This is a genomic window from [Clostridium] symbiosum ATCC 14940 (assembly GCF_000466485.1).
GTDB classification, from domain to species: Bacteria; Bacillota; Clostridia; order Lachnospirales; family Lachnospiraceae; genus Otoolea; species Otoolea symbiosa.
The window spans coordinates 22031-46863 of record NZ_KE993038.1 but is presented as its reverse complement, the minus strand read 5'-3'; the positions used below and the strand labels follow the sequence as shown (position 1 = coordinate 46863).

24 protein-coding genes are annotated in these 24833 nt (G+C 46.3%); 6 read left to right on the top strand and 18 right to left on the bottom strand.

All coding sequences use genetic code 11. The annotated features are described in order from the left end of the window. The first annotated feature begins 217 nt into the window (after nucleotides 1-217). Nucleotides 218-2242 (top strand): urocanate hydratase, encoded by a 2025-nt coding sequence (locus CLOSYM_RS21000; RefSeq protein WP_003497610.1) that lies wholly within the window; start codon nucleotides 218-220, stop codon nucleotides 2240-2242. A 312-nt stretch (nucleotides 2243-2554) separates the two neighbouring features. Continuing rightward, the gene (hutI, locus tag CLOSYM_RS20995) at nucleotides 2555-3808 is read left to right on the top strand and encodes an imidazolonepropionase (protein ID WP_003497611.1); all 1254 of its coding nucleotides are present in this window, start codon (nucleotides 2555-2557) and stop codon (nucleotides 3806-3808) included. Nucleotides 3809-3877: 69 nt separating this feature from the next. Here the strand turns inward: hutI and CLOSYM_RS20990 are convergent, their stop codons facing one another. From CLOSYM_RS20990 to CLOSYM_RS20955, 8 genes are all read right to left on the bottom strand, one after another. Then, entirely contained in the window at nucleotides 3878-5749 is a 1872-nt protein-coding gene (locus CLOSYM_RS20990) for a heavy metal translocating P-type ATPase (protein WP_021643721.1), read from the bottom strand. Nucleotides 5750-5774: 25 nt separating this feature from the next. Continuing rightward, complete coding sequence (locus CLOSYM_RS20985) at nucleotides 5775-5993, bottom strand: cation transporter (protein ID WP_003497613.1); 219 nt, start codon at nucleotides 5991-5993, stop codon at nucleotides 5775-5777. A 96-nt stretch (nucleotides 5994-6089) separates the two neighbouring features. Then, complete coding sequence (locus tag CLOSYM_RS20980; protein ID WP_003497614.1) at nucleotides 6090-6449, bottom strand: ArsR/SmtB family transcription factor; 360 nt, start codon at nucleotides 6447-6449, stop codon at nucleotides 6090-6092. Nucleotides 6450-6915: 466 nt separating this feature from the next. Then, nucleotides 6916-7533 (bottom strand): ABC-2 transporter permease, encoded by a 618-nt coding sequence (locus CLOSYM_RS20975; RefSeq protein ID WP_242828719.1) that lies wholly within the window; start codon nucleotides 7531-7533, stop codon nucleotides 6916-6918. A 59-nt stretch (nucleotides 7534-7592) separates the two neighbouring features. Further along, nucleotides 7593-8501 (bottom strand): ABC transporter ATP-binding protein, encoded by a 909-nt coding sequence (locus CLOSYM_RS20970; RefSeq protein ID WP_003506293.1) that lies wholly within the window; start codon nucleotides 8499-8501, stop codon nucleotides 7593-7595. An 87-nt stretch (nucleotides 8502-8588) separates the two neighbouring features. Then, nucleotides 8589-8963: a GntR family transcriptional regulator gene (locus CLOSYM_RS20965; RefSeq protein WP_003497618.1), complete on the bottom strand. Its 375-nt coding sequence runs from the start codon at nucleotides 8961-8963 to the stop codon at nucleotides 8589-8591. 198 nt (nucleotides 8964-9161) lie between these two features. Next, nucleotides 9162-9398 carry a hypothetical protein gene (locus CLOSYM_RS20960; RefSeq protein WP_003497619.1) on the bottom strand — a complete coding sequence of 79 codons (237 nt, stop codon included), beginning with the start codon at nucleotides 9396-9398 and terminating at the stop codon, nucleotides 9162-9164. Between the two features lie 9 nt (nucleotides 9399-9407). Further along, on the bottom strand, nucleotides 9408-10646 hold the full coding sequence (locus tag CLOSYM_RS20955; RefSeq protein WP_021643719.1) for a TRAP transporter large permease subunit: 1239 nt from the start codon (nucleotides 10644-10646) through the stop codon (nucleotides 9408-9410). Nucleotides 10647-10649: 3 nt separating this feature from the next. On the opposite strand from CLOSYM_RS20955, the gene CLOSYM_RS20950 reads away from it, so the two are divergent. Next, the gene (locus tag CLOSYM_RS20950; protein ID WP_044903072.1) at nucleotides 10650-11189 is read left to right on the top strand and encodes an AAA-type ATPase lid domain-containing protein; all 540 of its coding nucleotides are present in this window, start codon (nucleotides 10650-10652) and stop codon (nucleotides 11187-11189) included. Between the two features lie 88 nt (nucleotides 11190-11277). Here CLOSYM_RS20950 and CLOSYM_RS20945 read toward each other — a convergent pair whose 3' ends face one another. Further along, on the bottom strand, nucleotides 11278-11757 hold the full coding sequence (locus CLOSYM_RS20945) for a low molecular weight protein-tyrosine-phosphatase (RefSeq protein WP_044903070.1): 480 nt from the start codon (nucleotides 11755-11757) through the stop codon (nucleotides 11278-11280). A 170-nt stretch (nucleotides 11758-11927) separates the two neighbouring features. Between CLOSYM_RS20945 and CLOSYM_RS24310 the strand changes: the two genes are divergently transcribed. Further along, nucleotides 11928-12002, top strand: a complete 75-nt coding sequence (locus CLOSYM_RS24310; protein WP_242987823.1) for a putative holin-like toxin — start codon at nucleotides 11928-11930, stop codon at nucleotides 12000-12002. Between the two features lie 167 nt (nucleotides 12003-12169). Here the strand turns inward: CLOSYM_RS24310 and CLOSYM_RS20940 are convergent, their stop codons facing one another. The 8 genes from CLOSYM_RS20940 to CLOSYM_RS20905 all read right to left on the bottom strand — a co-directional run bounded on the left by CLOSYM_RS20940 (nucleotide 12170) and on the right by CLOSYM_RS20905 (nucleotide 21101). After that, nucleotides 12170-12865, bottom strand: a complete 696-nt coding sequence (locus CLOSYM_RS20940) for a DUF4160 domain-containing protein (RefSeq protein ID WP_044903068.1) — start codon at nucleotides 12863-12865, stop codon at nucleotides 12170-12172. Between the two features lie 725 nt (nucleotides 12866-13590). Beyond that, on the bottom strand, nucleotides 13591-14694 hold the full coding sequence (locus tag CLOSYM_RS20935) for a putative NPN-dependent ornithine cyclodeaminase (RefSeq protein WP_021643712.1): 1104 nt from the start codon (nucleotides 14692-14694) through the stop codon (nucleotides 13591-13593). Nucleotides 14695-14889: 195 nt separating this feature from the next. Then, entirely contained in the window at nucleotides 14890-15369 is a 480-nt protein-coding gene (locus CLOSYM_RS20930) for an acyl-CoA thioesterase (protein WP_003497635.1), read from the bottom strand. Nucleotides 15370-15616: 247 nt separating this feature from the next. Continuing rightward, entirely contained in the window at nucleotides 15617-16915 is a 1299-nt protein-coding gene (locus tag CLOSYM_RS20925; protein WP_021643711.1) for an acetyl-CoA hydrolase/transferase family protein, read from the bottom strand. 23 nt (nucleotides 16916-16938) lie between these two features. Beyond that, complete coding sequence (locus CLOSYM_RS20920) at nucleotides 16939-17751, bottom strand: enoyl-CoA hydratase-related protein (RefSeq protein WP_009297646.1); 813 nt, start codon at nucleotides 17749-17751, stop codon at nucleotides 16939-16941. 26 nt (nucleotides 17752-17777) lie between these two features. Next, complete coding sequence (locus CLOSYM_RS20915) at nucleotides 17778-18287, bottom strand: nitroreductase family protein (RefSeq protein ID WP_227072615.1); 510 nt, start codon at nucleotides 18285-18287, stop codon at nucleotides 17778-17780. 140 nt (nucleotides 18288-18427) lie between these two features. Then, nucleotides 18428-19807 (bottom strand): sodium:solute symporter family protein, encoded by a 1380-nt coding sequence (locus CLOSYM_RS20910; protein ID WP_003506279.1) that lies wholly within the window; start codon nucleotides 19805-19807, stop codon nucleotides 18428-18430. Between the two features lie 145 nt (nucleotides 19808-19952). After that, entirely contained in the window at nucleotides 19953-21101 is a 1149-nt protein-coding gene (locus tag CLOSYM_RS20905; protein ID WP_003497641.1) for a mandelate racemase/muconate lactonizing enzyme family protein, read from the bottom strand. A 652-nt stretch (nucleotides 21102-21753) separates the two neighbouring features. Between CLOSYM_RS20905 and CLOSYM_RS20895 the strand changes: the two genes are divergently transcribed. Both CLOSYM_RS20895 and CLOSYM_RS20890 read left to right on the top strand, forming a co-directional pair. Continuing rightward, a complete protein-coding gene (locus tag CLOSYM_RS20895; protein WP_003497644.1) occupies nucleotides 21754-22650 on the top strand; it encodes a LysR family transcriptional regulator in 897 nt (298 codons plus the stop codon). A 237-nt stretch (nucleotides 22651-22887) separates the two neighbouring features. After that, on the top strand, nucleotides 22888-24051 hold the full coding sequence (locus CLOSYM_RS20890; protein WP_021643708.1) for an FprA family A-type flavoprotein: 1164 nt from the start codon (nucleotides 22888-22890) through the stop codon (nucleotides 24049-24051). Nucleotides 24052-24219: 168 nt separating this feature from the next. Here the strand turns inward: CLOSYM_RS20890 and CLOSYM_RS20885 are convergent, their stop codons facing one another. Continuing rightward, nucleotides 24220-24825, bottom strand: a complete 606-nt coding sequence (locus tag CLOSYM_RS20885) for a helix-turn-helix domain-containing protein (RefSeq protein WP_049943753.1) — start codon at nucleotides 24823-24825, stop codon at nucleotides 24220-24222. Nucleotides 24826-24833 lie beyond the last annotated feature (8 nt).

The window sequence follows — 24833 nt, the reverse complement described above, 5'->3', positions numbered from 1 at the left end:
GGGACGGAAGACTCAGCCCGCCCCCTCACCACACAGGACATGGTCCGTTCCGGACGCGTCCCCATTCTCACTTAAATCTCCGGCGTCCAAAGAAGATTGGCTGGAATTTTTCTATAAAGGACAAAATTATCAATTAATATTGACGTTTTTTGGACTCTGCCCTGTTATAATAGGCTCAGAAAGTAAAAAAACGAAACACAGAAAGGACGAGATAACAATGAACAATAGTGAAATCGGAAAAGCTATGACAATTAAACTTGATCCGGTACTGCCGGAGTATCCCGTTTTTAAAGAAGGCATCCGCCGCGCTCCTATGAGAGAGCTTACCTTATCAGATCACGAGAAGAAACTGGCTGTAAAGAACGCGCTCCGTTATATCCCGGAAGAGCTTCATGAGCAGCTTGCTCCTGAATTTATGGAAGAGCTTCTTACACATGGACGTATCTACGGATACCGTTTTATGCCAAAGGGAGAAATCCACGGAAAACCAATCGACGAATACAAAGGAAACTGTATTCAGGGTAAAGCATTCCAGGTTATGATCGACAACAACTTAAGCCATGAGATCGCTCTTTATCCTTATGAGCTGGTTACTTACGGCGAGACAGGACAGGTTTGCCAGAACTGGATGCAGTATCAGTTACTTAAAAAATATCTTGAGGTTCTGACAGATGAGCAGACCCTTGTTGTTATGTCCGGCCATCCTCTCGGACTGTTCCATTCCCACAAACAGTCCCCGCGTGTCATCATCACCAACGGTCTGATGGTCGGCGAAGGCGACAATCCTGAGACATGGGCAAAGGCAACTGCTATGGGATGCTCCTCCTACGGACAGATGACAGCCGGCGGCTGGATGTACATCGGACCGCAGGGTATCGTTCACGGTACATTCAACACCATCTTAAATGCAGGACGTAAATTCCTTGGCGTTCCGGCAGACGGTGATCTGGCAGGCCACTTATTCGTAACAAGCGGACTCGGCGGCATGAGCGGCGCTCAGCCAAAAGCTATCGAGATCGCAGGCGGCGTTGGTATCGTTGCCGAGGTTGATTACTCCAGAATCGAAACACGTCACAGCCAGGGCTGGGTAAGCTTAGTTGCTGAATCCCCGGAAGAAGCTTTCAAACTGGCTCATGAATACATGGAGAAGAAAGAAGCTATGTCCATCGCATTCCACGGCAACATCGTTGACCTTCTGGAATATGCGGTTGACAACAATATCCACATTGAGCTTCTCTCCGACCAGACATCCTGCCACGTTCCATACGACGGCGGATACTGCCCACAGGGTCTTACCTTTGAGCAGAGAACAGAAATGCTTGACCATGATAAGGAGAAATTCTGCAAACTGGTAGACGAAACTCTGACAAAGCATTTCCACTTAATTCAGACTCTGGTTTCCAGAGGTTCTTACTTCTTCGATTACGGCAACGCATTCATGAAGGCCGTATACGATGCAGGTAACAAAGACATCTCTAAGAACGGCGTAGATACAAGCGAAGGCTTTATCTTCCCATCTTATGTAGAAGACATTTTAGGACCGGAATTATTCGACTACGGATATGGACCATTCAGATGGTGCTGCTTATCCGGCAAACACGAAGATCTGGTTAAGACAGACCACGCAGCTATGGACATCATCGATCCGAACAGAAGATTCCAGGATCGTGACAACTGGGTATGGATCCGCGACGCAGAGAAGAATAAACTCGTTGTTGGTACCCAGTGCCGTATCCTTTATCAGGATGCCCTTGGAAGACGCGATATCGCCCTTAAGTTCAATGATATGGTAAGAAAAGGTGAAATCGGACCGGTTATGCTTGGACGTGACCACCATGATACAGGCGGAACCGATTCTCCATACCGTGAGACATCCAACATTTACGATGGTTCCAACTTCACGGCTGACATGGCTACCCACTGCTTCGCAGGCAACGCTGCAAGAGGCATGAGCTTAATCGCTCTCCACAACGGCGGCGGTACAGGTATCGGTAAAGCTATCAACGGCGGTTTCGGTCTCGTTCTTGACGGTTCCGAGCTGACAGACCAGATTATCCGCGAGTCTATTCCGTGGGATACCATGGTCGGCGTTTCCAGAAGAAACTGGGCCAGAAATGAGCATTCTATCGAAACTGTTGCCGAGTACAACAAGACTTTCGAAGGAAGCGATGCCATCACAATGCCATATATCGCTGATGACGCTCTGATTGAGAAGGTTTTCAAAGAAGCAACTGCAAAATAATAAATCCGGCATAATCCGGGAATAATTTTTGACACGATATCATTTCTATAGAGGCTGTTGTTTATCTGCAACAGCCTCTATAAGATATGTAGTAACAAATATCGTAACAGTTCAGCCATGATATATTCCGCGAGGTGTTTTCGCTGTTTTTTGCGAAAATCCCGAGTTATGCGGCGCGAAACGGCGTTTTTTGCCATTTCTGTGCATCATTTGTTGCAGTTTTGCCGAAGGCTGAACTGTTACCAAATATCTGCTGATTAAATCCGCGGTAGGTAAACTGCTGCAATCATGAGAGAATGAGAGAGGTTTAATATGACAAAGAGATATATCCGCCACGCATCTGAGCTGGTGACCTGTAAGGGACAGGCTCCGAAACGCGGCAAAGAAATGTCCGACATCGGCCTGATTGAGGACGGCGGCGTCCTGATCCATGATGATAAAATCTTCGCTGTCGGAACAACGGAAGAACTGGATAAGATGATCAATCCGGATGAATATGAAATTATCGATGCCACGGGAAAAACCGTACTCCCCGGCTTCGTTGACTCACATACCCACTTTGTATTCGGCGGTTACCGCGCCGATGAATTTACCTGGCGTTTAAAGGGCGACAGCTACATGTCCATCATGGAGCGCGGCGGCGGAATCAACGCTACCATCAATCCGACCAAGAATGCAACGGAAGAAGAGCTCGTTGCCGTAGGCCGCGAGCGCCTGAACCGTATGCTGGAATTCGGCGTTACCACCGTTGAGGGCAAGAGCGGATACGGCATGGACTGTGAAACAGAGTTAAAACAGCTCCGCGCCATGAAAGAACTTGATAAAATCCATCCTGTCGATATTGTGACCACCTTCCTTGGACCGCACAGTGTTCTTCCGCAGTACAAGGGCAAGGAGCGTGAATTTATCGACATGATGATCAATGAAGTAATGCCGAAGGTTAAAGCGGAGGATTTGGCTGAATTTGCCGACATCTTCTGTGAGAAAGGTGTTTTCAACATCGAAGATTCCGAGTATTACTTAAATAAAGCAAAAGAGATGGGATTCAAGCTGAAAATCCATGCCGATGAGATGTTTTCCCTCGGCGGAGCCGAACTGGCTTCCAGAACCGGCTGTTTCTCGGCAGACCACCTGTTAAAGGCATCCGACGAGGGCATCCGGCAGATGGCCGAATCAAGTGTCATCAGCACCCTTCTTCCTGCCACGGCATTCTGCCTGAAGGAAGAATATGCACCGGCCAGAAAGATGATCGACAGCGGCTGCGCAGTCGCCATTGCCTCTGATCTGAATCCGGGAAGCTGCTTCACCAACAATATTCCTCTTCTCGTAGCCCTTGGATGTATCTATATGAATATGTCCATCGAAGAGGTTATCACCGCACTCACCATTAACGGAGCTGCCGCAGTTGACAGAGCCGATCAGATTGGCAGTATTGAAGAAGGCAAAAAGGCGGATATTATCTTCCTGAAATATCCTTCCATCAACTATATGCCATATCACACCACCATCAATCTGGTGGAGACTGTGATTAAAAATGGTGAAACCGTTTACCATAAAGAATGGTAATCTAATAATTTGCAAGCTGTCAAACTACCATACAAAAGGCGCCCGGGATTTATTCCCGGACGCCTTACCTCAATCTTCTGTTTTAAGCGCCCGCATCGCATTCAGTATCGCAATTACCGAAACTCCCACGTCTGCAAATACCGCTTCCCACATATTTGCCATTCCGGCTGCTCCCAGTATGAGAACCAGGGCTTTGACGGCCAGGGCAAACACGATGTTCTGTTTTACAATCTTAAGCGTCTTTCTGGCAATCTTGACTACAGTGGCAATCTTTGCCGGGTTATCGTCCATCAGAACTACGTCGGCTGCCTCTATGGCAGCGTCAGAACCCATGCTTCCCATGGCGATTCCGATATCGGCCCTGGTCAGTACCGGTGCATCGTTGATTCCGTCACCGACAAAAGCCAGTTTGCGCTTCTCATCCAGAGGCTCTAAAAGCATCTCTACTTTATCCACCTTATCTCCGGGAAGCAGCTCCGTATAGACTCCGTCCAGACCGATTTCTTTTGCAACGGCTTCTCCCACCTCTTTTCTGTCTCCGGTCAGCATGACTGTCTTTCTCACGCCTACCGCCTTCAGACGCCGGATCGCTTCAAAGCTTTCTTCTTTAATCGTATCGGAGATCAGTACGCTTCCGGCAAACACGCCTTCCCTTGCCACGTAAATGACAGTTCCGGCCTCTTTGCATTCCTGATACGGAATTCCCGCCTGCTCCATCAGTTTCCCGTTGCCTGCCAGCACCGCTTTCCCATCTATCACCGTCTTGACGCCGTGACCGGAAATTTCTTCAGTTTCTCCCAGCCGGTTTATGTCGATCTCATTAGCATACGCATTTTTAATGGAAGCAGCGATCGGATGGTTGGAATAATTCTCGGCCAGTGCGGCCAGTTCCAGTAGTTCTTCTTCGCTGATACCGGACGGATACAGCTTTGTCACCTTAAATTCTCCCTTTGTCAGGGTTCCCGTCTTATCAAACACAATAGTGTCTATCTCTGCCAGAGCTTCCAGGAAATTGCTTCCTTTTACAAGGACACCGTTCCTGGACGCTGCCCCGATGCCTCCGAAAAAGCTAAGCGGAACTGATATAACAAGTGCGCACGGACAAGAGATAACGAGGAAAATACAGGCCCGCTGAATCCAGCTTGCGAACCCCTGGCCCAGAATAAGAGGAGGAACAACCGCCAGAAGCACAGCCGCAATCACCACAAGCGGCGTATAATATCTGGCAAAACGTGTAATGAAATTCTCCACCCTCGCCTTCTTGCTGCTGGCATTTTCCACCAGCTCCAGAATTCTGGACACCGTGGAATCCTCAAACTCTTTTGTCACTTCTATCTTCAGCAGCCCGCTTCCGTTAACACATCCGCTGATTACCTGGGTTCCCTCTCTTGCAGACCTCGGAACCGATTCCCCGGTCAGGGCGGAAGTGTCAATCATTGATTCGCCGCTGATTACCACACCATCCAGAGGTATCCTCTCGCCGGCCTTTACAATAATGATATCACCGACCGCCACATCGTCCGGATCCACCTGCTTTAACTGGCCGTCCTGCTCGATATTGGCATACTCAGGGCAGATATCCATCATATCGCTGATAGACTGTCTGGAGCGGTTAACCGCGTAATTCTGGAACAGCTCACCCACCTGATAAAAGAGCATCACTGCAACGGCTTCCGAATATTCCTTCACGCCGAATGCTCCGAATGTAGCAATTGTCATCAGGAAATTCTCATCAAAAACCTGACCGTTAATGATTCCTCTTCCCGCTTTATAGATAATATCCCAGCCGATAATCAGATACGGTACCAGGAATACGATTAATTTGGGCCATATGCCGGAAAAATTCTCCAGAACGCCTGATTTCTCGCTGATTATGGCAAGAATGTATATAATAAAAGCCACAATGATTCTTGCCAGCATTGCTTTCTGCTTTTTGTTCATGCTGCCTCCTGCTGTCTTTCCTGATTTATATATTGATAACGCAATCCGGTTCTACTTTCCTGCAAACCGCGACTACTTCCTTCATAATCTCGTCGAAACGGTTCTCATCGGCGTCAATTGTCATCTTCTGTGTCATAAAGCTGACATTGGCATCGGCAACACCTTCAATTTTCTTAATCGCTTCCTCCATCTTAGCTGCACAGTTTGCACAATCCAGATCTGTTAATTTAAATTTCTTCTTCATCTTATTATTCCTCCATTATCTTTATAAATTCATGATAGTTCAGATAACATGAACTTGCTGTCTGCCATCAATAAAACTCCGAACTTAACTGCTGTCCTACTCCTTGATATGTTCATATCCCTGATCAATAATACTTCTCACATGACCATCTGCCAGGGAATAAAAAACTGCTTTCCCCTCTCTCCTGTTCTTCACAAGCTTTGACTGTTTCAGGATACGGAGCTGATGTGAAATAGCCGACTGTGTCATATTCAAAAGCTGTGCAATATCACACACACACATCTCCGCCTCAAAAAGCACATACAAAATCTTTATTCTCGTCGAATCGCCAAAAACCTTGAATATCTCCGCCAGATCATATAAATCATCATCATCCGGCATCTTTTCCTTAACTGCCTTTACCACATCGTCATGGATCTGATAAAAGTCACAGCACTCTACGTCATGAATTGCCAATTTGCAGGCCTCCTTTCATTTATTATCTGGTTACGGTTCAGCCTTCGGCTAAACCGTAACAAATGATGCACAGAAACGGCAAGAAAACGCCGTTGATTGTGGTGAAAAGTTTGCTTTTCATCGCGTCGCGCCGCACAACTCGGGATTTTCCCAAAAAAAAGTGAAAACACCTCGCGGAATACATCATGGCTGAACTGTTACATTATCTGTCTCCTCTTAAACTGTATTGTAATACATATTATCGAATATACATATGAACGATTGTTCATATGTATATAATATGACTCTTTTGCTGAGATGTCAAGAACTTTTATTAAAATTAATTGAAGGATGGAGAACACATCGTAACTTTTCACGGGGTAATGTTTTGCGAGGTGTTTTCGTGTGTATTTCACACGAAATTGAGCGGAATTAAATCCGGCGATACTCTTCCGGCCTTAATTCCGCTCAATCTTTTAAACATCTATTATAAATCTTTCTTTCTAAATACCGATACTGAGATACAGACTGAAACCACCATCAGAACAACTGCAATAACCGGAATGATTTTCAGCATCATGATTATCTGCTCCTTCTGAATCTGGGGCAGCCTGTCACGAAACAGCATAATCACTACCCAGGGTACCATCCAGATGACAATGTTTACATATCTCGCTTTATCAATCCCTATTATATAGACTATCGGCAGCAAAATTGCCTGCATCAGCACAGTTACCACCAGTGCGCTGCCCACGCCAGCAAGCAGCTCCACCAGAGGTTCCCCTGCCCAGACTGCATATCCTGCCGCCAGAACAAAGGCTGCTGCCGCCAATATCAGATCCAGACACAGCACAAAAATATATTTAGACCATACAAGCTGCTTCCTGCTCACCGGCATCGCGGCCAGATATTCATCGCACCGGTACTGCTTATCATAACTGAATGAGCTGAAACAAGACACAAGCCCCAGCACGGATATCATCATCGTAATCATATATACGTTCTTAAAGATAATACCGTATATGATAAAAAATATTAAGACGAAGGCCCAGCTTTTAAACTGCGGCTTAAACATACAAAACTCCTTATAGAGTAAACCTTTCATAATAAAACCCCTTTCTCTCATTCACTGTGCCGTCCCGGACGGCCCGCAGAACCGTTTTCTCAATACACTGCCGCATTACCGCAGCTTCTGTCTTCGGACTTTATCAGAAAAAGCATGATTTCTTCCAGGGATGCCGCTTCCACCACAATCCCTTCTTTTGATTTGACAGGACTGTTCGTCTTAACCAGAGCTTCCGCACCAAAGCTGTTCTCCCGCATTCCTGCCACCCGGACACCGCCGTCTGCCTCCATTTTCATGATATCACTGCGGCTGCCTTTTAAAATTCTGTATTCATCCAGCAGACGGTCCTTTTCCTCACAGAGCATCAGCCTTCCCTGGTGAATGAAGGCAGCGTAATCTGCCGTCTTCTCAATATCACTGATAATGTGGGATGAAATTAACACAGAATGGCTCTCGTCCATGACAAACTCTTTCAAAATATCAAGCACTTCCTCCCTTACAACCGGATCGAGACCGCTTGTAGGTTCGTCGAGAATCAGCAGCCCTGCATTGTGGGAAAGTGCGATGGACAGGGCAAGCTTTATCTTCATTCCTCTGGAATATTCTTTAATTTTCTTTTTGCGGTTTATATGAAACTTTTCCAAATATTGATAAAAGCAATCACTGTCCCAGTTCCTGTATATCCCCCTCATCATGCTGTCCACTTCCACCGCCTTAAACAGATCAGGAAGATTCAGTCCTTCCATGACGATTCCGATGTTCTCCCTCAGCCTGGAATTATCCTCGCCTATGTCTTCACCGAACATCCGGATCGTTCCCCCGTCCCGGTGGATTAAATTTAACGCTGCCTTAATCGTTGTACTCTTTCCTGCGCCATTCTCACCCATCAGCCCCATAATGCAGCCGTATGGCAGTTCCAGGTTCAGATCCTGGAGGGTGAAATCACTGTAATGTTTTGTCAGGCCTCTGATTTCCAGAATATTATTTTCTCTCTCTTCCATATTCATCACCTATTAACTCCTATATTCATTGCCTACTGACTCGTGTCCTGTTTCGTCTCTGACTCTCTTTGCAGATATCGGCTCCTAAACCGGCTAACCCTCATCGTACATGGCTGCCAATACATCCTTAAGCTCTTCGCAGGGAATGTGGGCAATCCTCGCCATGTCCACCGCCTCCTGCAGGCATTCTTCAATCTTCTTAAACTGTTCTTCCTTCATCAGTTCCTTATTCTTTCCTGTGACAAAGCTGCCTTTCCCCTGAACGGATTCGATAAAACCGTCTTTCTCCAATTCTTCATAAGCCCGTTTCGTGGAAATAAGGCTGACCCGCAATTCCTTAGCCAGATAGCGGAGTGACGGAAGCGGGGCCCCTGCTTCCAATTCTCCTGAAATAATTGCATTCTTAATCTGGCTTGTAATCTGCTCATAAATCGGCTTATCGCCGGAATTACTTATAATAATATTCATACCGTTATTTCTCCTGCAGTGCTTGCCGCTTCGCGTATTACGTCAAAAAATAACTCAGCAAAACAGCTGTATATATACTGTGTATGTTAATTATACACAGTATATATACAGCTGTCAATCTATTTGTATAAAAAATGAATTACGATTTTCTGACATTTTTGGCAGAAAATTGCATAAACTCTGTTTTACATGGATCGGCTACTTACGTTTCCCTTCTTTTTTTGGTTGTTTCGCGAACAGATACTGATTTAAAAAGCAAAGAAGACCGCTGATCGATGCCGCCGGGAATATCACCTTCGTGACTCCCTCTAATGAGATCATAATTTCCGGCTGTCCAATGAGCAGACAGACAATCTGGCCCGCCACGTAAATGCATCCACCCAGAAAAAAGATAAGAAAACCGATTAAAATAAGATTATAATATAATTTTTTCATAAGCCCTCCTTAACGCGGCAGCGGTAATATACCGAGGCATACCAAAACTGCAATACAGGTGATTGGCAGAACAAACCATTTGATAAGCGGCATAAATATCTTCGGCGGGTCGCATTCCGTCAGGCCGCAGGCCACAAACAGTACTCCCGACGCCGGCGGTGAAGCTCCCTCTGTGGATGCCACAACGAGAATAGCAGTAGCCGCTGCAAGCGGATCGATACCCACAGATACTAAAATCGCATGGGAGATAACTCCAATCGACGTGAGTGTTGCCGTGGAAGACAGAGGACCGGCAACTACTGCAACCAGGATCAATATGATAACAACTGTTGCAACTTTTGACAGGCTCATGGAATTTAAAATCTGTACAATATCTTCAGAGAGGCCCAGCTTACTGATAATATTGCTTGCCGCAAAGACAAATATCAAAAGACCGCCTGTACTGGAAAAATGAGGAATTAATTCTTCCACAAACTGCTCCCTGAAATGAAATTTTTCCCGGATATCCTTCCACCCCAGAGCCAGAATGATTGCGATCATCAGAATCGGTATCCAAACCAGTATATTAATACTGTCAACTGCCGCTTTCCATACCTCGGAGCGGCCCGCAATCAAATCAGACAACGGCCCCATATTGAGGGCTACCGGAATGATTGCCCCCAGGAACAGCAGAAGATTCTTTCCAGCCGTCTTCATAACGCTGCTCCATGGCTCATCCGTTACCGTCTCAGGAAGTACTATATGATTTTTTCTGATAATATAATGAATATAAACAACTCTCCAAATAACCTGATAAATACCGGTCAAAAATAAAGCAATGTAAAGCTGCCCCTCGGAAACGGCGCCCGCTACGGTCGGAAATGCCAGAACAATAAACAGAGAGGAACTAGGCGGGAAACCGGCTCCCAGGCCTCCGTTGGCTGCTATCAGCGTGGCGGCCTGCTCTCTTTTCCAGCCTGTCGATAAGAGCCACTGTGCCGTAAATGCTCCTGACGTGGCGGCGTTGGGAGTGTTTCCTCCCGACAGCATTCCCAGAAAAGATGAAATCGCCGTATTTACATAGGCGGGACCTCCCTTCATCTTTCTGAACAGGCGGTTGAAAATCTTCAGCATTCCCTGAAGAACACTGGTGCTCTGAAGTAAAAATGACATGAATACAAATGCCAGAGAGGCAAACAATACCTCATAACTCAGCGCATATTTAATTCCTCCGAGCAGAAGCTCTGCCGCCCTGCTTCCGCCAAACATGTGTTGGAGCTTAAGCTTCCGCCGCTCCGGAACAGGCGGGGCGATATCCCCCTCCTGATTGAGGCTTATCTGAAAAAGCTGAATTATCCCGTTCATTTCAGGGAAGATGCAGTCAGCCTCCTCAGCTTCGGCTCTTATCCGGGCAATATCAGGCAGCTCTTTAACCTGCTGGAACGAATTGTGACTCTGGCTGAAACAGATGTAATATCCGCAGGGGATTTGGAAGGAATCGTTTACGGGATAACTGCCGCCAAAGGAAATGGCGCGGGCTGCGATATGATGGAAACCGATATGGAAACGGATTTGAATACGAAGCCACCGGGAACCCGGATAAAGGCAGAAAGCTGTGATAAAACAGAATTGCTTGCCAGGGCCAAAAATAAGCCCGCACTGAGTCAGGCTCTAAACAACTGTGAGCAGCAAAGAATCGAGGAATGCCTGCACAGGAATAACGGGAGCAGAATCAAGACAGCCGTGGAACTTAATATAAGCACGGCCACTCTATGGCGGAAAATGAAAAAATATCAAATAAATTTATACTAAAGACCGCCGCCATGAAAACAGCAGAACCGGACGTTAAAAGTGTAGTTAATATGTCCGGTTCTACTGTTTCACCTGCTAGTCCGCCTGTTTATTTCCCGGTCTCCAGGAAGTTCAGAAATGCTTCGCAACCCTCCCTGATATCCTCATAGGCCGTGTCAAAATCACCGCTGTACCAGGGATCCGCAATGTCTCGCGGACGATCGGAAAAATCGAGAAGACGGTATACCTTTCCTTTTGGATCTCCGCCGAGTATCCGTTTCATATTGATAATATTGCGTTCTTCCATTCCCAGCAGATAATCATATTCAGCGTAATCACTCTTTTTTAACTGAACCGCCCGTTTTCCGTCACAGGAAATTCCGTGCTCCTGTAATTTCCGCCTGGCAGGCGGATGGACCGGATTGCCAATCTCCTCCGTACTGGTGGCTGCGGATGCGATATAAAATCCGGCGCTGTCACCGCGTTTTGTCACCATGTCGCGGAGGATGTACTCCGCAAGCGGGGAACGGCAGATGTTCCCATGACAAACAAAAAGTATTTTGATGTGATTCTTATATTGCTTATCCATATACCATTTCCTCATTCATTTTTGATAGTTAAAGTTTACTACAACATAATACTCGGAACAAGTGTTTGTTTTTTATTCTTTTATTTACAGTCGTTTTACTATCTAGTATAATTAGTACAGGCAGTTCCTACTGCCGGGTTACTTCCATCTCCGAAAGGGGGTGGTATAACATGAGTACATATGAGACACTTTCTTTAATGATTGCATTTGGGGTATTTATTGATTCGATACAGGCATTGTCATAGGATTCCCCTTTCGGCAGAAAGAATGGACCACGCCCCTGTTGGTAAGGAAGTTCCCGAACACCTTGCTGGTATACTGGCTTCCCAGATTACTGTGGAGGATTTTTTCATCATTACCCCCTATTTCCGATTGCTTACATGGTTTAATTTCTAGATAAAATGAGTGGTTTTTAATATTTTATCAGCCCTAATGCTTGATTTAAATCAACTGTTAAACCGTCTGTATGTTCATTCCAATATTCAATTAATTCCTTCTGTTTACTCTTAATCATAATCCTTATTCTATTTACATCATTTTTTTTAATTCCATCACCTGATAATTGGCTACCATCAATAAGAGAAAATGAACCTGAAACCTCATGGCGAATATCAACATGAACATGGGGTGTATTATGCTTTCCGGATTCCTTCGAGTGTATATAATACCGTATACCGTCGTCTTTAAATATAGTTCCAGCGTCCGAACTTACTAAAAGTTGAATATTTATCTTTTCTGTTTCTGATATCCCCATTTTATGAAGATAATAGAGCAATGGTTTATTAGTATCTTCAATCGTATAACGTAAATTATTGAATATTAGATATTTTTCCACAATATTATATTCTTGAACAAAGTCAATAATATCATTGTGTTCAGCTCTCAAGCTGTTTCCATACAATTTAAAATCAATCCAATCCCACAATTCTTTTACCTTGTATGTATCTTGAACATTTTTTATATTATACTCCTTACCATTGATTTTTCTTAATGGGGCTATTATATCTTTTCCAACTATTCCGTAATTTTTACTATGTAATACGAGCACTCTATCATCAATTTTCTCTTCGGCGTATACATGAACTGTTATATAAAATAGATAATTCACATTCACCCTTCTTTCGTCTTTATAAATTTAAATTGTAGTTACATTTATTCAGTCGAATACTAATCCTATTTCACTCAATTAGCTCATCATGCCGCAATTCAAATTACCATCTATAAAAATTTCGTCATATCAAAACTCTTTAATAAATGGTGTAGTAAGCGCCATTCCTCTTCGTGAAACCATTGTTTTTACTAGCTTCTCTGTGGATTTTCAAGATGTTGCCGTGAAAACGAAATCAATACTTATGAGTTTATGAAAAGGCCGACTATTTTGAGATTTTTCGATTTGCATTTATATTTCCCTCCCTATATTCAGCCGTTCTTTCTAAAACTTCTTTGTTTTCAAAATCCGGTATATACTCTTAACAATATTTACATCTGTATCACCATTTAGTATAATAATTTCAGGCAGTTCCTACTGCTGGGTGGCTTCCATCTCCGAAAGGGGGTGGTCTGTGATGTCTACATATGAGGAATTTATGATAATCATAAATGTGGCAATGCTAATTGTTGCAATCCTGGTATACATAGATAAGCACAATGGTAGAAAAAAATAGTCACCCGCCTGCAAGCTTAGTGACTATTTTTTTAATGAGTTATTAACTTGGAAGCCACTCTGTTGGAGTGAACTGCCTTTTTTCTACCCTTATTATAATTGCTTTTTGTGGCAAATGTCAACTATATTTAATCATTTTTCGATCCTATTGGAATGCTGCAATTCGTTTATTACAACTTCAGCCCTTTACTCACATTTACCACAAAATCCTGGACATTGGTAACGATGCTCTTGGCCGACAGGCTGCCTCTGTCTCCCATCTTATTCACCGCAAACTCGGATATATCCACCGTATAAAAATACACCTGGCGGATCGTCCCGTCCGGCATCATACGGAAAGACGGGGTCATATTGCCCGTTGCAACGGAGTGGAGGGTCGTCGCCATACAGATGACTGTCGTCGCTTTGCTGACACAGCATCTCATGGCATCCTGCCCTTCATACACATTTGCGTAAACCTCAGGCAGAGGTCCGTCGTCGCGGATGGAACCCACCAGGACAAAGGGAACTTCTTTTTTCACACAGCTATATATAATGCCGTTATCAATCCCTTCCTTTTCGATAAAGGCCGGAATCGAGCCGTGGTATTTTACCTTATTGATCGTATCGATATGATTATAATGGCCTCCCTGGTAACTATGCTGGGTATAGATGTCCTGACCGAGGGCCGTCTTTAAGTAGGCGCCTTCCAGATCATGGGTGGCCAGCGCATTCCCGGCCAGCAGGGCATCCACATAGCCATTCATCACGAGCTTGGAGAAGGCTGCCCTTGAATCCGCATCGAAGGCACAGGCCGGTCCCAGCACCCAGACTACATAGCCGTGTTCCTTCTCATATTCCAGAAGTTCATAGATGTTATCATAATCACGCGAAAATGCCGTTTCCCTTGACCGGCTCTGCCGGAAAGCAAATGCCTCCCCCGGCGCTTCCACGCCGTCCTGCCCCAGTTCCCTGAAGCCGTCAGGATATACAAAGATTCCTTCCTCTCCGTCTTCTTTCCTCCCGGTGAATACCAGGTCACCCTTTTTTAAGTTTCGGAATTCACGGACATGGATTTTCCCATTCTCAAATACCGCCACGCAGTCCATGCGGCTTTCCTCTGCCAGCAGCCACTGACTCCCAACCTTAAAATACTCGGGAAATATAGTGGTGGCGTGATACCCGTCCGGAGCAACTTTATCAAAAGGCGCCGGTTCCAGTCTTGCCTCCGGGGCGTTCATCAGACTGGGCTGTGTAAAATCCGGGGCCTGGTATGTTTTTAATTTGAATGACATGAAGTATCCTCCTCGTTATGATTTAACTTATACCAAAGCAGTATAGTACCGCCGCAGTATCAATGATCACAGTGCTATCATTATACCAGACTTTTATCTCCCGCGCACTTTATTGTTATGTCACCGTTCAGCACAGACCGGCAGAAATAGATAAGTCAGGACCTCCGGCCGGCCGATAGAGTTTTCTCCAATACTTTAATATTTTTCAATCCGGCGCTGCTTTCTCAGCTCATTGCGGCGTTTTCCTGATTCCCAGGCCGCTTTTTCTTCTTCTGTCTCCAGGATAAGCCCCGGTACCTGAACGGGGTGATCTTTTTCATCGAGGGCGACCATAACAAAAAAGGCGGTATTAACCAGCTTTCTCGTTCCGTCCAGATCTTCCACATAGCTGTCTACCTGAACCTCCATGGAAGTGTGTCCGACGTATGTGATCTTGCCCAGCAGGATAAGCGTGTCATTCAGACGGACCGCCTCTTTAAACTGCAGGTTGTCGACCGATGCAGTAGTCTGGTTGCAGTGGGAGTGCCTGCGGGCCACAACTCCCGCCACGATATCGATCCACTCCATGAGCTGACCGCCGAACAGCCGTCCGGCTCCGTTGATATGGCTGCTTAGTACAATCTGTGTCTGTGTGACCGCGGAGTCCGCCACGCGCCGCATAGGTTTTTGATCCATATGATGACCTCCTTTATACTGGAATGTATATTAGTCCAGTATAATGTTTTTTAGGGTTATTTGCAACTTGATTTTAATGCATGGCAGCTGTTCCGTTTCTGTTTTCGGGATTCTCCGCGGAGCGGTTTTTATTTAACAGGAAAACTTTCCGGTTAAAAAACGCCGGTTTCTCTTTGGGGGAGTAGAAACCGGCAATCTATTTACACCCTGTAGTAATGGGGATGTATGCGTAATTCAATTTTCAGTATTATACAATCAGTCCCATCTCTTTTGCCTGGAACGTCAGCTCGTCCCTGAATTTGGGATGGGAAACCCTTATCAGCTCTTTTGCCCTCTCTTCCACGGTTTTTCCCGCCAGAACGGCGGCTCCGTACTCAGTGACGACATATTCAACCATGGTACGTGTCAGAGATACCGGCGTTCCCTGTGTGAAGGACGGCACAATCTTGGAATATTTTCCGTTTTTTGTTACCGACTCGACGACCACAATGGACTTTCCGTCCGGGCAAAGCGCGGCTCCCGAAGAAAAATCGGCGATTCCTCCCATGCCGGAATACTGTTTTCCTTTCAGGTATTCCGAGTTGGCTTGTCCCAGCAAATCCACCTGTACGGCATTATTAATTGCTGTCATCCTTCTGTTCTGCGCGATAATTCCGGGATTTAACACCTGCTGGCAGCTATTCATATTGAGTCCCTGGTTCCCGTCGGCGAAATCGAACAATTCCCTGGAACCCACCAGCTGCGCACAGACAGAGACACCCGGATACAATGTTTTTTTCCGGTTGGTGATAATGCCTCTCTTTGTCAGTTCCATCAGCAGGTCGCCGTAAATTTCCGTATGAACCCCCAAATCCTTTTTCGGCTCCATATACATCATGGCGGAGGAATTCAGCCGTCCCAGTCCCACTTCTATCGTTGCCTCGTCCTCTACCAGCTCTGAAAGATATCCTCCGATTGCCTGGTAAATCTCCCTGCTGTCCTCCGAATCATCAATTGCCCTGATATTGAGAGGATAACCGTCCCCCTCCACAATATAGTTGAATTCTGAAATATGTTTCACATTGGCGCCGAGTACGAACGGCAGCTCCGGGTTAATTTCCGCAATGGCGAGTTCTGTCTGCGTGGAGATCACCGGCATCCCGTCGGCCGCATTTCCCATTGAGACATATCCGTTTTTATCAGGCTTTGACACACAGGGCATTGCAATCCTGCATTTTAAAGTCTTCACGGACAGTTTTCCATATCCTGAAAAATTACAGGGGACAAATTCGGCGCGGCCGTCTTCCACGAATTCCCGGTTCATTCCGTCCATGAAGCTCAATAAAACCTTCACCTCATTTTGAAGTCCCATCAGTTCTCCCAGGAAGTTGGTTTGAGAACAATAATATGTCACGTTTTTTAAATCTTTTCTTTTCCCCAGTTCCCGGAGGATCGTCTTCGGCTCCCTCGTCACGGCGCAGAAGCTGTCGCCGTTTTGCACCATAGCCGCCGCCTGTGCGGCCGTAATCAGTTTTCTATTATAGATATCTTTCCACGTCTGTTCCATTATCTTTCTCCAGTATACCTGTCTTAACTGTTATGGTTATTCTTCCAGTCCAGAGCCGCCTTCAGTCCCTGGCTGTTCACAATCTCATTAAACTCTTTCTGTGTCTGGGCCTGGTTGATACGGCACAGGCTGAATATTTCCGCCGCAAAATCCATGGCATTAACCATTCCCTGAATCTCATAGGTCTTGTTGACCTGATATTTAAGCATCATCATTGTGTCCGAAGGCATTTCCGCAAGCCGTCCGGCTATTTTCATCGTCTCCTCTTCCAGTTTTTCAAAGGGAACCACCTTATTTACCACTCCGCACTCGCGGAGTTCTTCCGCAGTCAGGTATTCGCCAAGATAAAGAAGCTGCCTTGCTTTATTCATCGGAAGTTTCCACGGCTCGATCAGAATGTCGGGGACATACGAAAATGCAACCTCCGGCTCGCCAAACCTTGCGTCCTCCGATGCAATAATCAAATCGCACATAAAGGCGAGATGCAGACCACCGCCGATGCAGAAGCCCTGTACCGATGCTATGACCGGCTTTTTGCACTTCCACACCTCACGCCATGTATTCAGCTCCATCGCCGTATTCTCTCTTCTCGGAATCACATCGACAATCGGTTCTCCGATGCTTTCTTTAATATCAAAGCCTGCACTGAATGCCTTATCACCCACGGCGCTGATTACAATCACGTTCGTGTCCGGATCCTGATCCGCCAGCTTGATAAATTCGCCCAGATTTTCCACCAGCTCCTGGTTGAATGCATTTCTGGCCTTCGGGCGGTTGATAATCACCCGGCCTATTTTTCCTGTTTTCTCATATAAAAGTACATCTGTCTGACTCATTTTTCATATCCTCCTGATTTTTCTTCTTATTGGTTCCACCGCCCGTTATGTACACGGCTCCCGTCCCACCTGTCCTTTGCCGTCTTCTTAAATTCCGGATATCCGAAGGACAGCAGGCAGAATATTTCAATCTCATCCGGTATATCAAATACCGGCCTCATTGTTTTAATTCTTTCTTCGTTCGGGTAAACTCCCAGCCATACGGCTCCAATCCCCAGATGCTCAGCCTCCAGAAGCATATTTTCCGCCGCCGCAGAACAGTCCTGGATCCAGAAATCAAACCTGTATTTCTGAAGTGACGGGTCTGCGCACAAGATCACGGCAAAGGCAGCTTCCGGCAGCATAGCCGCGTGGGGATGGAGCTTTGATAGTTTTATCAGTTCCTCCCGTTCCTCCACCACCACAAAATGCCACGGCTTCTCATTCCCGGCCGAAGGCGCACACATTCCGGCCTGCAGAATAAGCCTTATTTTTTCCGGCTCAACCGGCCTGTCCTGATATTTCCGGGTACTTCTTCTCTCAAATATCTCTCTCATATCCTCACGCTTTCCTCTGCAAACAGGGAAGCGGGGCCGCCGGTAAGAATGTAGATTACCGGCACGCTTCTGCTTTACCCGCCTCCGCTCCATTTTTCCGGATCCAGTTTATCCATGAATGATTTCACGGAGCATGCAGGTTATCGTTTAGCTGCCTCCTTCGGCTGCGTCATCAGGCTTACAATGATATACGCAATCAGGGACGGCAGAATCGGGAAAATAGAGGAGACCGGAAGCTGCACTCCGCAATATTTGTAGAGGATAACAAATAACATGCCTGTGATGGAACTGGCAATTGCGCCGGCCTTTGTGGCCTTTTTCCAGAATATTCCGCCGACAAACATAACCAGCGTTCCGGCACACATAAAGGTATAAGCCGCCGACAGCATGGAGATAATCGTCTTTGCCCCCAATGCCAGGTAAAGCACGATAATGCCGATTAAAAAGGTTGCAGCATGGGCAATCCTGTTGAGCTTTTTCTCGCTGGCATTCTTGTCAAAATATGCTTTATAAATATCATTGGTAAATGAACCCGTCACATAGATTAACTGGGAATCCACAGTTGACATAACTGCTGCCATCAGTGCCGCAATCATAAGGGCCGCTACGAGCGGTGGGAATGCCTCAATCAGAACATGGAACAAAATCGTTCCAGGCGCAGCATCCGGGTATAAAGCAATGCCGTACATACCAATCATGACCGGAAGAACCACATATGGAAGCAGGATCATAGCTCCCCAAAATGCGGAATGAAATGCCGTTTTTTCATCCTTACAAGACATATTTCTCTGGAAAGATGCACTCGAAATCAGGCCGTACAGCATGGACGGAAACAGCATCATAACCCATGTATCAATTTCAAAAGGTATCAGCTCATAAAAAGAGCTTGGAAGGACTTCTCTCATCAGGCCCAATCCTCCCTGTGACAACATGCATCCGAAGACTATCACCGTACAGAAGAAAATCACGGCAACCTGAATCATGTCTGTCATCAAAACGCCCCACTGGCCCGACATCGTTGAATAGATAAAAACAATAATACATACAGCCGCCGCCCCCAGCGTTGCATTCATTCCGAAATAGGAGAACAGGTTCTTTCCCGCAATAATCTGTCCGGCCATAATACTCATAGCCGCCAAAGCATTGAACACTGCAAAAATAGTACCGGTGATTCTGGCTCCGTACCGGTGATTTAAAATATCCGACATTGTCAGTTGTTCCGAACGGTAAAGTCTCTTTGATAAGACAAAAGCAAAAAGAACATAACCCAAAGCCGAACCGACACCGTACCAAATCCCTCCGATTCCATAAATCGCGCCGTACTCCGCGCCGCCCACTACAATACCGTTTCCTATATGGGAACCGATGTAGGATCCGCAGACCATAAGAAATGTTCCCTGTTTCGCCGCCGTTAGGTAATCTTCAAATGAATTGGCATACTTTTTGCCATAAAAACCTACAGCCAGCATTCCCCCAAGATATAAAACCATAACTACAACTATAAGCTGTAAAATATTCATACCCTTCCTCCTGTATTTCACAAATATAACTTCTCTTCAGTGTAAATTTCAGACAGCATAAACTGTTGCTCTTCAGTATCAACTGTCCGCCGGCATGTCTCCGGCTTTGCCTTCTGCCCGCTCTCCTCCGGCGTATGCGCAGGTTTTAATGCAGAATGCTGTACTTTTTCACCAGTTCTTCATCAATCTCAATCCCAAATCCCGGCTTCTTCGGCAGAGGAATACAGCCGTCTTTTTCAACAAAATAAGGTTCCGACAGAATCCCCTGAAATGCTCCCGGCGTAAGTGTCGGCGGATCATATGGGTATTCGAGCCAAGTAAAGTTCGGAATCGACGCAACCATATGCATGCTCTGCAGCACTCCCGTACCCGGTATGTAAGCATGCGGGTTCACGGTCTTTCCGTATGAATCAGCAAGAGCCGCTATCTTCCTGATATAACTGATTCCGGTACTCATCGTACAGTTTGGCTGTAAAATCTCATAGCATCCTTTTTCCAGCATGATTTTAAAATCAGGTATGCCTATATTAATTTCGCCGCCCGCAATCGGAATATCCACTTCTTCATTCAGCTTTGCCAGCCCGTCGAAATTATATCTCCAGAGCGGTTCCTCCAGCCATGCGCAGCCCAGCCGCTCCATTTCCCTTGCCGTATCCCTCGCCCTCTCATAACTCCAGACATAGGGAAAGCCGTTATTGTTCCGTTCACAGGCGGTTCCCTGGTTGGCATCCACCATGATTTCCAGCTTATCCCCGACGGCTTCCCTGACTGCCTCTACAATTGCAATATCTTCTCTTATCGTTTCATGGGTAAAACGTATTTTTACTGCTTTAAATCCCTCCTCAACGAGCCGCCCGGCATCTTCCTTTCTCTGTTCATTCGAACGGATTTCCCCCCAGGCTGCATAAACCGGAATCCGGTCACGGCAGGCTCCCAGAAGCTGACAGACCGGAAGCCCTGCTGCTTTGCCGATAATGTCCCAGCAGGCGTTCTCGATTACCCATGGTCTGGTGGCGATTCGGGCTACATTGCGCAGCTTAAACATGATTTTTTCAATATCAAAGGGGGAGTCGCCGATTATCATCTCTTTCGCATAATCCATCGTTGCGCAGACCAGCTTCAGGATTCCATGGGGCGCCTCCATATTTGCATAGCCGGTTATCCCTTCATCCGTGTGTACACGGACTACGAAGATGACCTGCCCCTGTTCCGTTTTTCCCGGATACCAGGTGGGATGGAATTCCTCCGGAAAAGGAACCTGGACACAGTCATAGGTAATATCCGTTATTTTCATCTCAACCTCCTGTCATTGTGCATTTAATCTTTTTTCTTGCTTTTTATTATCAACCCGGGTTTTAATTGATTTTAATGTGTTTTATCACTTATTTACAGTCTTTTTACTTGACTACATTTTAGCAGAAACATATTTCAATTAAAAACAGTATTTTTTTTACACTGTTACACCTTTTTGTTGTATATCCGGCATTCCTGTTCACAGGCAGTATCCCGCTTGTCCGCAGCACGCCGCTTTTGGCGGGGGGGTGAAAATAACACGCTACGCGATGTGCAAAAACGAAAAAAAACGCCGTTGATTGTGGTGAAAAGCAGCTCCGGCTTCCCTCCCTGTACCGGCAGAAGACGAACCCATAGCATTTAGCAGGGGATTTATGGTATAATGGCCGCATAGCGGGCATTATACCGCGCATAAACGGTTTCTGCGTTCACCGCAGAAATCCGGCGCTGTTTTCCGTCGGAGACTCCCATGTTCCTTGAAGGAACATGGGATAATGGCCGCATAGCGGGCATTATACCGCGCATAAACGGTTTCTGCGTTCACCGCAGAAATCCGGCGCTGTTTTCCGTCGGAGACTCCATGTTCCTTGAAGGAACATGGGATATTGGCCTCATAGCGGCAGTTTTGACTTTCATCAGAAAGAAGTGAAGATATGAACATACGGCAGTTAGAATATTTTGTTAAGGTCTACGAAAGCGGCAGCTTTTTTAAAGCAGCGGATTCTCTTTTCATCTCCCAGCAGGCATTGAGCCGGGCTCTGGCCACGCTGGAACAAGAATTAAATGCACAGCTTTTTTACAGAAACCATAAAGGCGTTATTCCAACGCCGCTTGGACAGGAACTCTATGTGTCCTGCCAGCCTGCGCTAAGGGAGATGAGAACGCTTGAAAAGCACATGAACGAATTCGTCCGTCAGAACTATGGCTGCCTGAAAATCGGTCTGGGCGCCGGGTGCCGGTATTTCATATCGAAAACCATGTGGAAAGACTTTTTTAAAGATTACCCCCTTATCTCTTATGACGTCGAAGAGTACACCTACCGGCAAAGTATCGAACTTCTGAATAACAAGGAGCTGGATATTTTAATTATTTCGGATTACACACCGGGAAAGGAATATTACCAGTATGAGCTGAAAACCCAGGAGCGCGTCCTGCTGCTTCCGAAGGAACATCCTGCGCTTCAGGAGGAATATGCCGAATTGCAGGACTTAAAGGAGGAGTCCTTTGTCCTGTCCATTAATGATCTGGCTTACCATGATTTTACGGAATTCTGTAAAAATAATCACTGTCTTCCCAAAGAGATCCTGCGTGTCAGCGATACACTCTATATGTATGAAACCTGCAGCCGGGATCGCTGCGCAGGAATTACAATCAAGGGATATTTTACCGATGTATTCCTCCCCAAATTCCCGGACCTCGATATAATGCCGTTTGAGCACAATCTTTTTCCCTACACCATCACGCTGGTTGCCAGGAAAAACCATCCCAACCTGGCTCTCATCATGTCCCTGTCGGCTTATTTGAAAGAGTATCTGAGTGATAAATCTTAGATGGCTCCGGATAAGTTGATAATAAATTAACATTTTTCATCTTGCATTTATTCTCCATTTATACTACACTTTCTTTGATGAATGATTACATATAATGCAGTTTTTATGTTACTGTTCACAGGTAGTGTCCCGCGAGGTGTTTTCGTGCATATTCTGCACGAAAATCCCGAGTTTCACGGCGCGACGCGATGAAAAGTGAACTTTTCACCACATACAATTGACAAGGAGGAACCAAATATGAACGCAATTCAGATTAAAGATGGCATTTACTGGGTGGGGGCCTTAGACTGGCACCTGCGTAATTTCCACGGATATACGACCAACCGCGGAGCCACCTACAATGCCTATCTGATTATTGATGAAAAGGTTGCATTGATCGATACCGTTAAGGCCCCGTTTTCCCGGGAGCTTCTGGAGCGCATCAGCAGTATCATCGAGCCTTCAAGAATTGACTATATCATTTCCAACCATGTGGAAATGGATCATTCCGGCGCTCTGCCGGCCTTGATGGAGGCCTGCCCGAACGCAACGGTAGTTACAAGCGCTCCCAGCGGAGTAAAAGGGCTCACCGCCCACTACGGCCCTCACAATTATATGGCCGTAAAGAACAACGATACTTTGAGTCTCGGAAAACGCAGCCTCTCCTTTGTCACCACACCGATGCTCCACTGGCCGGATAATATGGTAACCTGGTGCCCGGGGGAAAAGATACTTTTCTCCAATGATGCATTCGGACAGCATTACTGCACTAACACGCGTTTTGACGACGATTCTGATTTCTGTGAAACGATGCAGGAAGCCAAAAAATATTATGCAAATATTATCATGTGTTATGGAAAACAGGCCGCAGGTGCCTGGAAGATTGTAAAAGAAATGGAACCGGAGATGATTGCGCCGAGTCACGGCGTTATCTGGAGAAGCCATGTGGCCGATATTCTGAATGCTTATGAACACTGGAGCAGCAGCGTACCGGAGGCCGGCGCCCTCATTGTCTTTGACAGCATGTGGCACTCCACAGAGACCATGGCTCAGACCATAGCCGAAGCGTTTACCGAAAAGGGAGAACCGGTTAAGCTGTTTGATTTGAAGCAGACCCATATTTCCGATATCGTTGTCAGCCTTCTTGACTGCAAATATGTCGCCGTGGGCTCGCCTACTCTCAACAACAATATGCTTCCCACCGTGGCTGCCTTTCTCTGCTATATGAAGGGCCTTTCCCCGAAAAACCGGCAGGCATTTTCCTTCGGTTCTTACGGCTGGGGCGGACAGGCCAACGGACAAATCGAGGAAGAGCTGAAGAAATGCGGTTTTGATATCTGCCTTGAGACGCTGAAGATACAGTATATTCCTTCTGAAGAACAGTTGAAAGAGCTCTCTGAAAAAATAAAATCCTTAAAGTAATTACATAGCAACAGTTCGCTATGCTGCCCTTTTTCACGGTCAGCGCAACAAATGCGCTGGCCTGTCCGGACTGTCGCAGCGATAACCTGCACGCTCCGCGCACAGGTCACCGTCATCAATAAATAAGCAGGTGAGGACGCCGGCCGTACCGTCAGCGTCCTCATCTGCTTATTTAACCGCCAGCATTTCTATATATCCTCTGCTTCCCACCGGCTCAAGCTGGATTCTCGGATTTTCTTCATCCCACCTGTATCCGGTTACCGACGGATCGTATCTCCTGATCGCCTCTTTTACCTCTTCAATCGCCAGGCAATAATCCTCTTCCGCAAACGGCTCGCCCTGGAACATCATATATTTTGCAGCCGGCAGCTCCAGAATCTCAAAACCTTCCGGCAGGGCCCCGTCATAATCAGCAGGAACCTCGACTCCCTGAACATATTCCGAAGTTCCCGGTTTAATGTATTTACGCGGGAGCCAGAGGCAGACCGGTTCCACGCTGCCAAAGCCCATTTCGAACGCCACATCGGCAATCTTACCGGCGTCATCCCTAAGCTTCAGCGCCGACTTTGACAAACGCATCCGCCGGATATAGTCAGCCGGTGTGATACCTGTCTGGCGGGTAAACAGCCTGTAGGAATACCACGGGGAAAATAATGATACCCCCGCCAAATCGGCCAGTGTTATCTCTTCCGTCAGATGACTGCCGATATAGTCCTGCATACGCTGCACCGCATCAATCTGTTCCTGCATGTCTCTCACCTCCCTGTCTGACATTATAAAGT

Bases quoted from the DNA above. Each gene is read 5' to 3' on its own strand.
- CLOSYM_RS20935 (WP_021643712.1), bottom strand. From the start codon at position 14,694: ATGTCATTCAAATTAAAAACATACCAGGCCCCGGATTTTACACAGCCC.
- CLOSYM_RS20990 (WP_021643721.1), bottom strand. From the start codon at position 5,749: ATGAACAAAAAGCAGAAAGCAATGCTGGCAAGAATCATTGTGGCTTTT.
- CLOSYM_RS20945 (WP_044903070.1), bottom strand. From the start codon at position 11,757: ATGGATAAGCAATATAAGAATCACATCAAAATACTTTTTGTTTGTCAT.
- CLOSYM_RS20885 (WP_049943753.1), bottom strand. From the start codon at position 24,825: ATGTCAGACAGGGAGGTGAGAGACATGCAGGAACAGATTGATGCGGTG.
- CLOSYM_RS20985 (WP_003497613.1), bottom strand. From the start codon at position 5,993: ATGAAGAAGAAATTTAAATTAACAGATCTGGATTGTGCAAACTGTGCA.
- CLOSYM_RS20975 (WP_242828719.1), bottom strand. From the start codon at position 7,533: ATGAAAGGTTTACTCTATAAGGAGTTTTGTATGTTTAAGCCGCAGTTT.
- CLOSYM_RS20960 (WP_003497619.1), bottom strand. From the start codon at position 9,398: ATGAAAAAATTATATTATAATCTTATTTTAATCGGTTTTCTTATCTTT.
- CLOSYM_RS21000 (WP_003497610.1), top strand. From the start codon at position 218: ATGAACAATAGTGAAATCGGAAAAGCTATGACAATTAAACTTGATCCG.
- hutI (WP_003497611.1), top strand. From the start codon at position 2,555: ATGACAAAGAGATATATCCGCCACGCATCTGAGCTGGTGACCTGTAAG.
- CLOSYM_RS20925 (WP_021643711.1), bottom strand. From the start codon at position 16,915: ATGGAACAGACGTGGAAAGATATCTATAATAGAAAACTGATTACGGCC.
- CLOSYM_RS20890 (WP_021643708.1), top strand. From the start codon at position 22,888: ATGAACGCAATTCAGATTAAAGATGGCATTTACTGGGTGGGGGCCTTA.
- CLOSYM_RS20895 (WP_003497644.1), top strand. From the start codon at position 21,754: ATGAACATACGGCAGTTAGAATATTTTGTTAAGGTCTACGAAAGCGGC.
- CLOSYM_RS20965 (WP_003497618.1), bottom strand. From the start codon at position 8,963: ATGAATATTATTATAAGTAATTCCGGCGATAAGCCGATTTATGAGCAG.
- CLOSYM_RS20930 (WP_003497635.1), bottom strand. From the start codon at position 15,369: ATGGATCAAAAACCTATGCGGCGCGTGGCGGACTCCGCGGTCACACAG.
- CLOSYM_RS20920 (WP_009297646.1), bottom strand. From the start codon at position 17,751: ATGAGTCAGACAGATGTACTTTTATATGAGAAAACAGGAAAAATAGGC.
- CLOSYM_RS20915 (WP_227072615.1), bottom strand. From the start codon at position 18,287: ATGAGAGAGATATTTGAGAGAAGAAGTACCCGGAAATATCAGGACAGG.
- CLOSYM_RS20955 (WP_021643719.1), bottom strand. From the start codon at position 10,646: ATGTTTGGCGGAAGCAGGGCGGCAGAGCTTCTGCTCGGAGGAATTAAA.
- CLOSYM_RS20905 (WP_003497641.1), bottom strand. From the start codon at position 21,101: ATGAAAATAACGGATATTACCTATGACTGTGTCCAGGTTCCTTTTCCG.
- CLOSYM_RS20910 (WP_003506279.1), bottom strand. From the start codon at position 19,807: ATGAATATTTTACAGCTTATAGTTGTAGTTATGGTTTTATATCTTGGG.
- CLOSYM_RS20970 (WP_003506293.1), bottom strand. From the start codon at position 8,501: ATGAATATGGAAGAGAGAGAAAATAATATTCTGGAAATCAGAGGCCTG.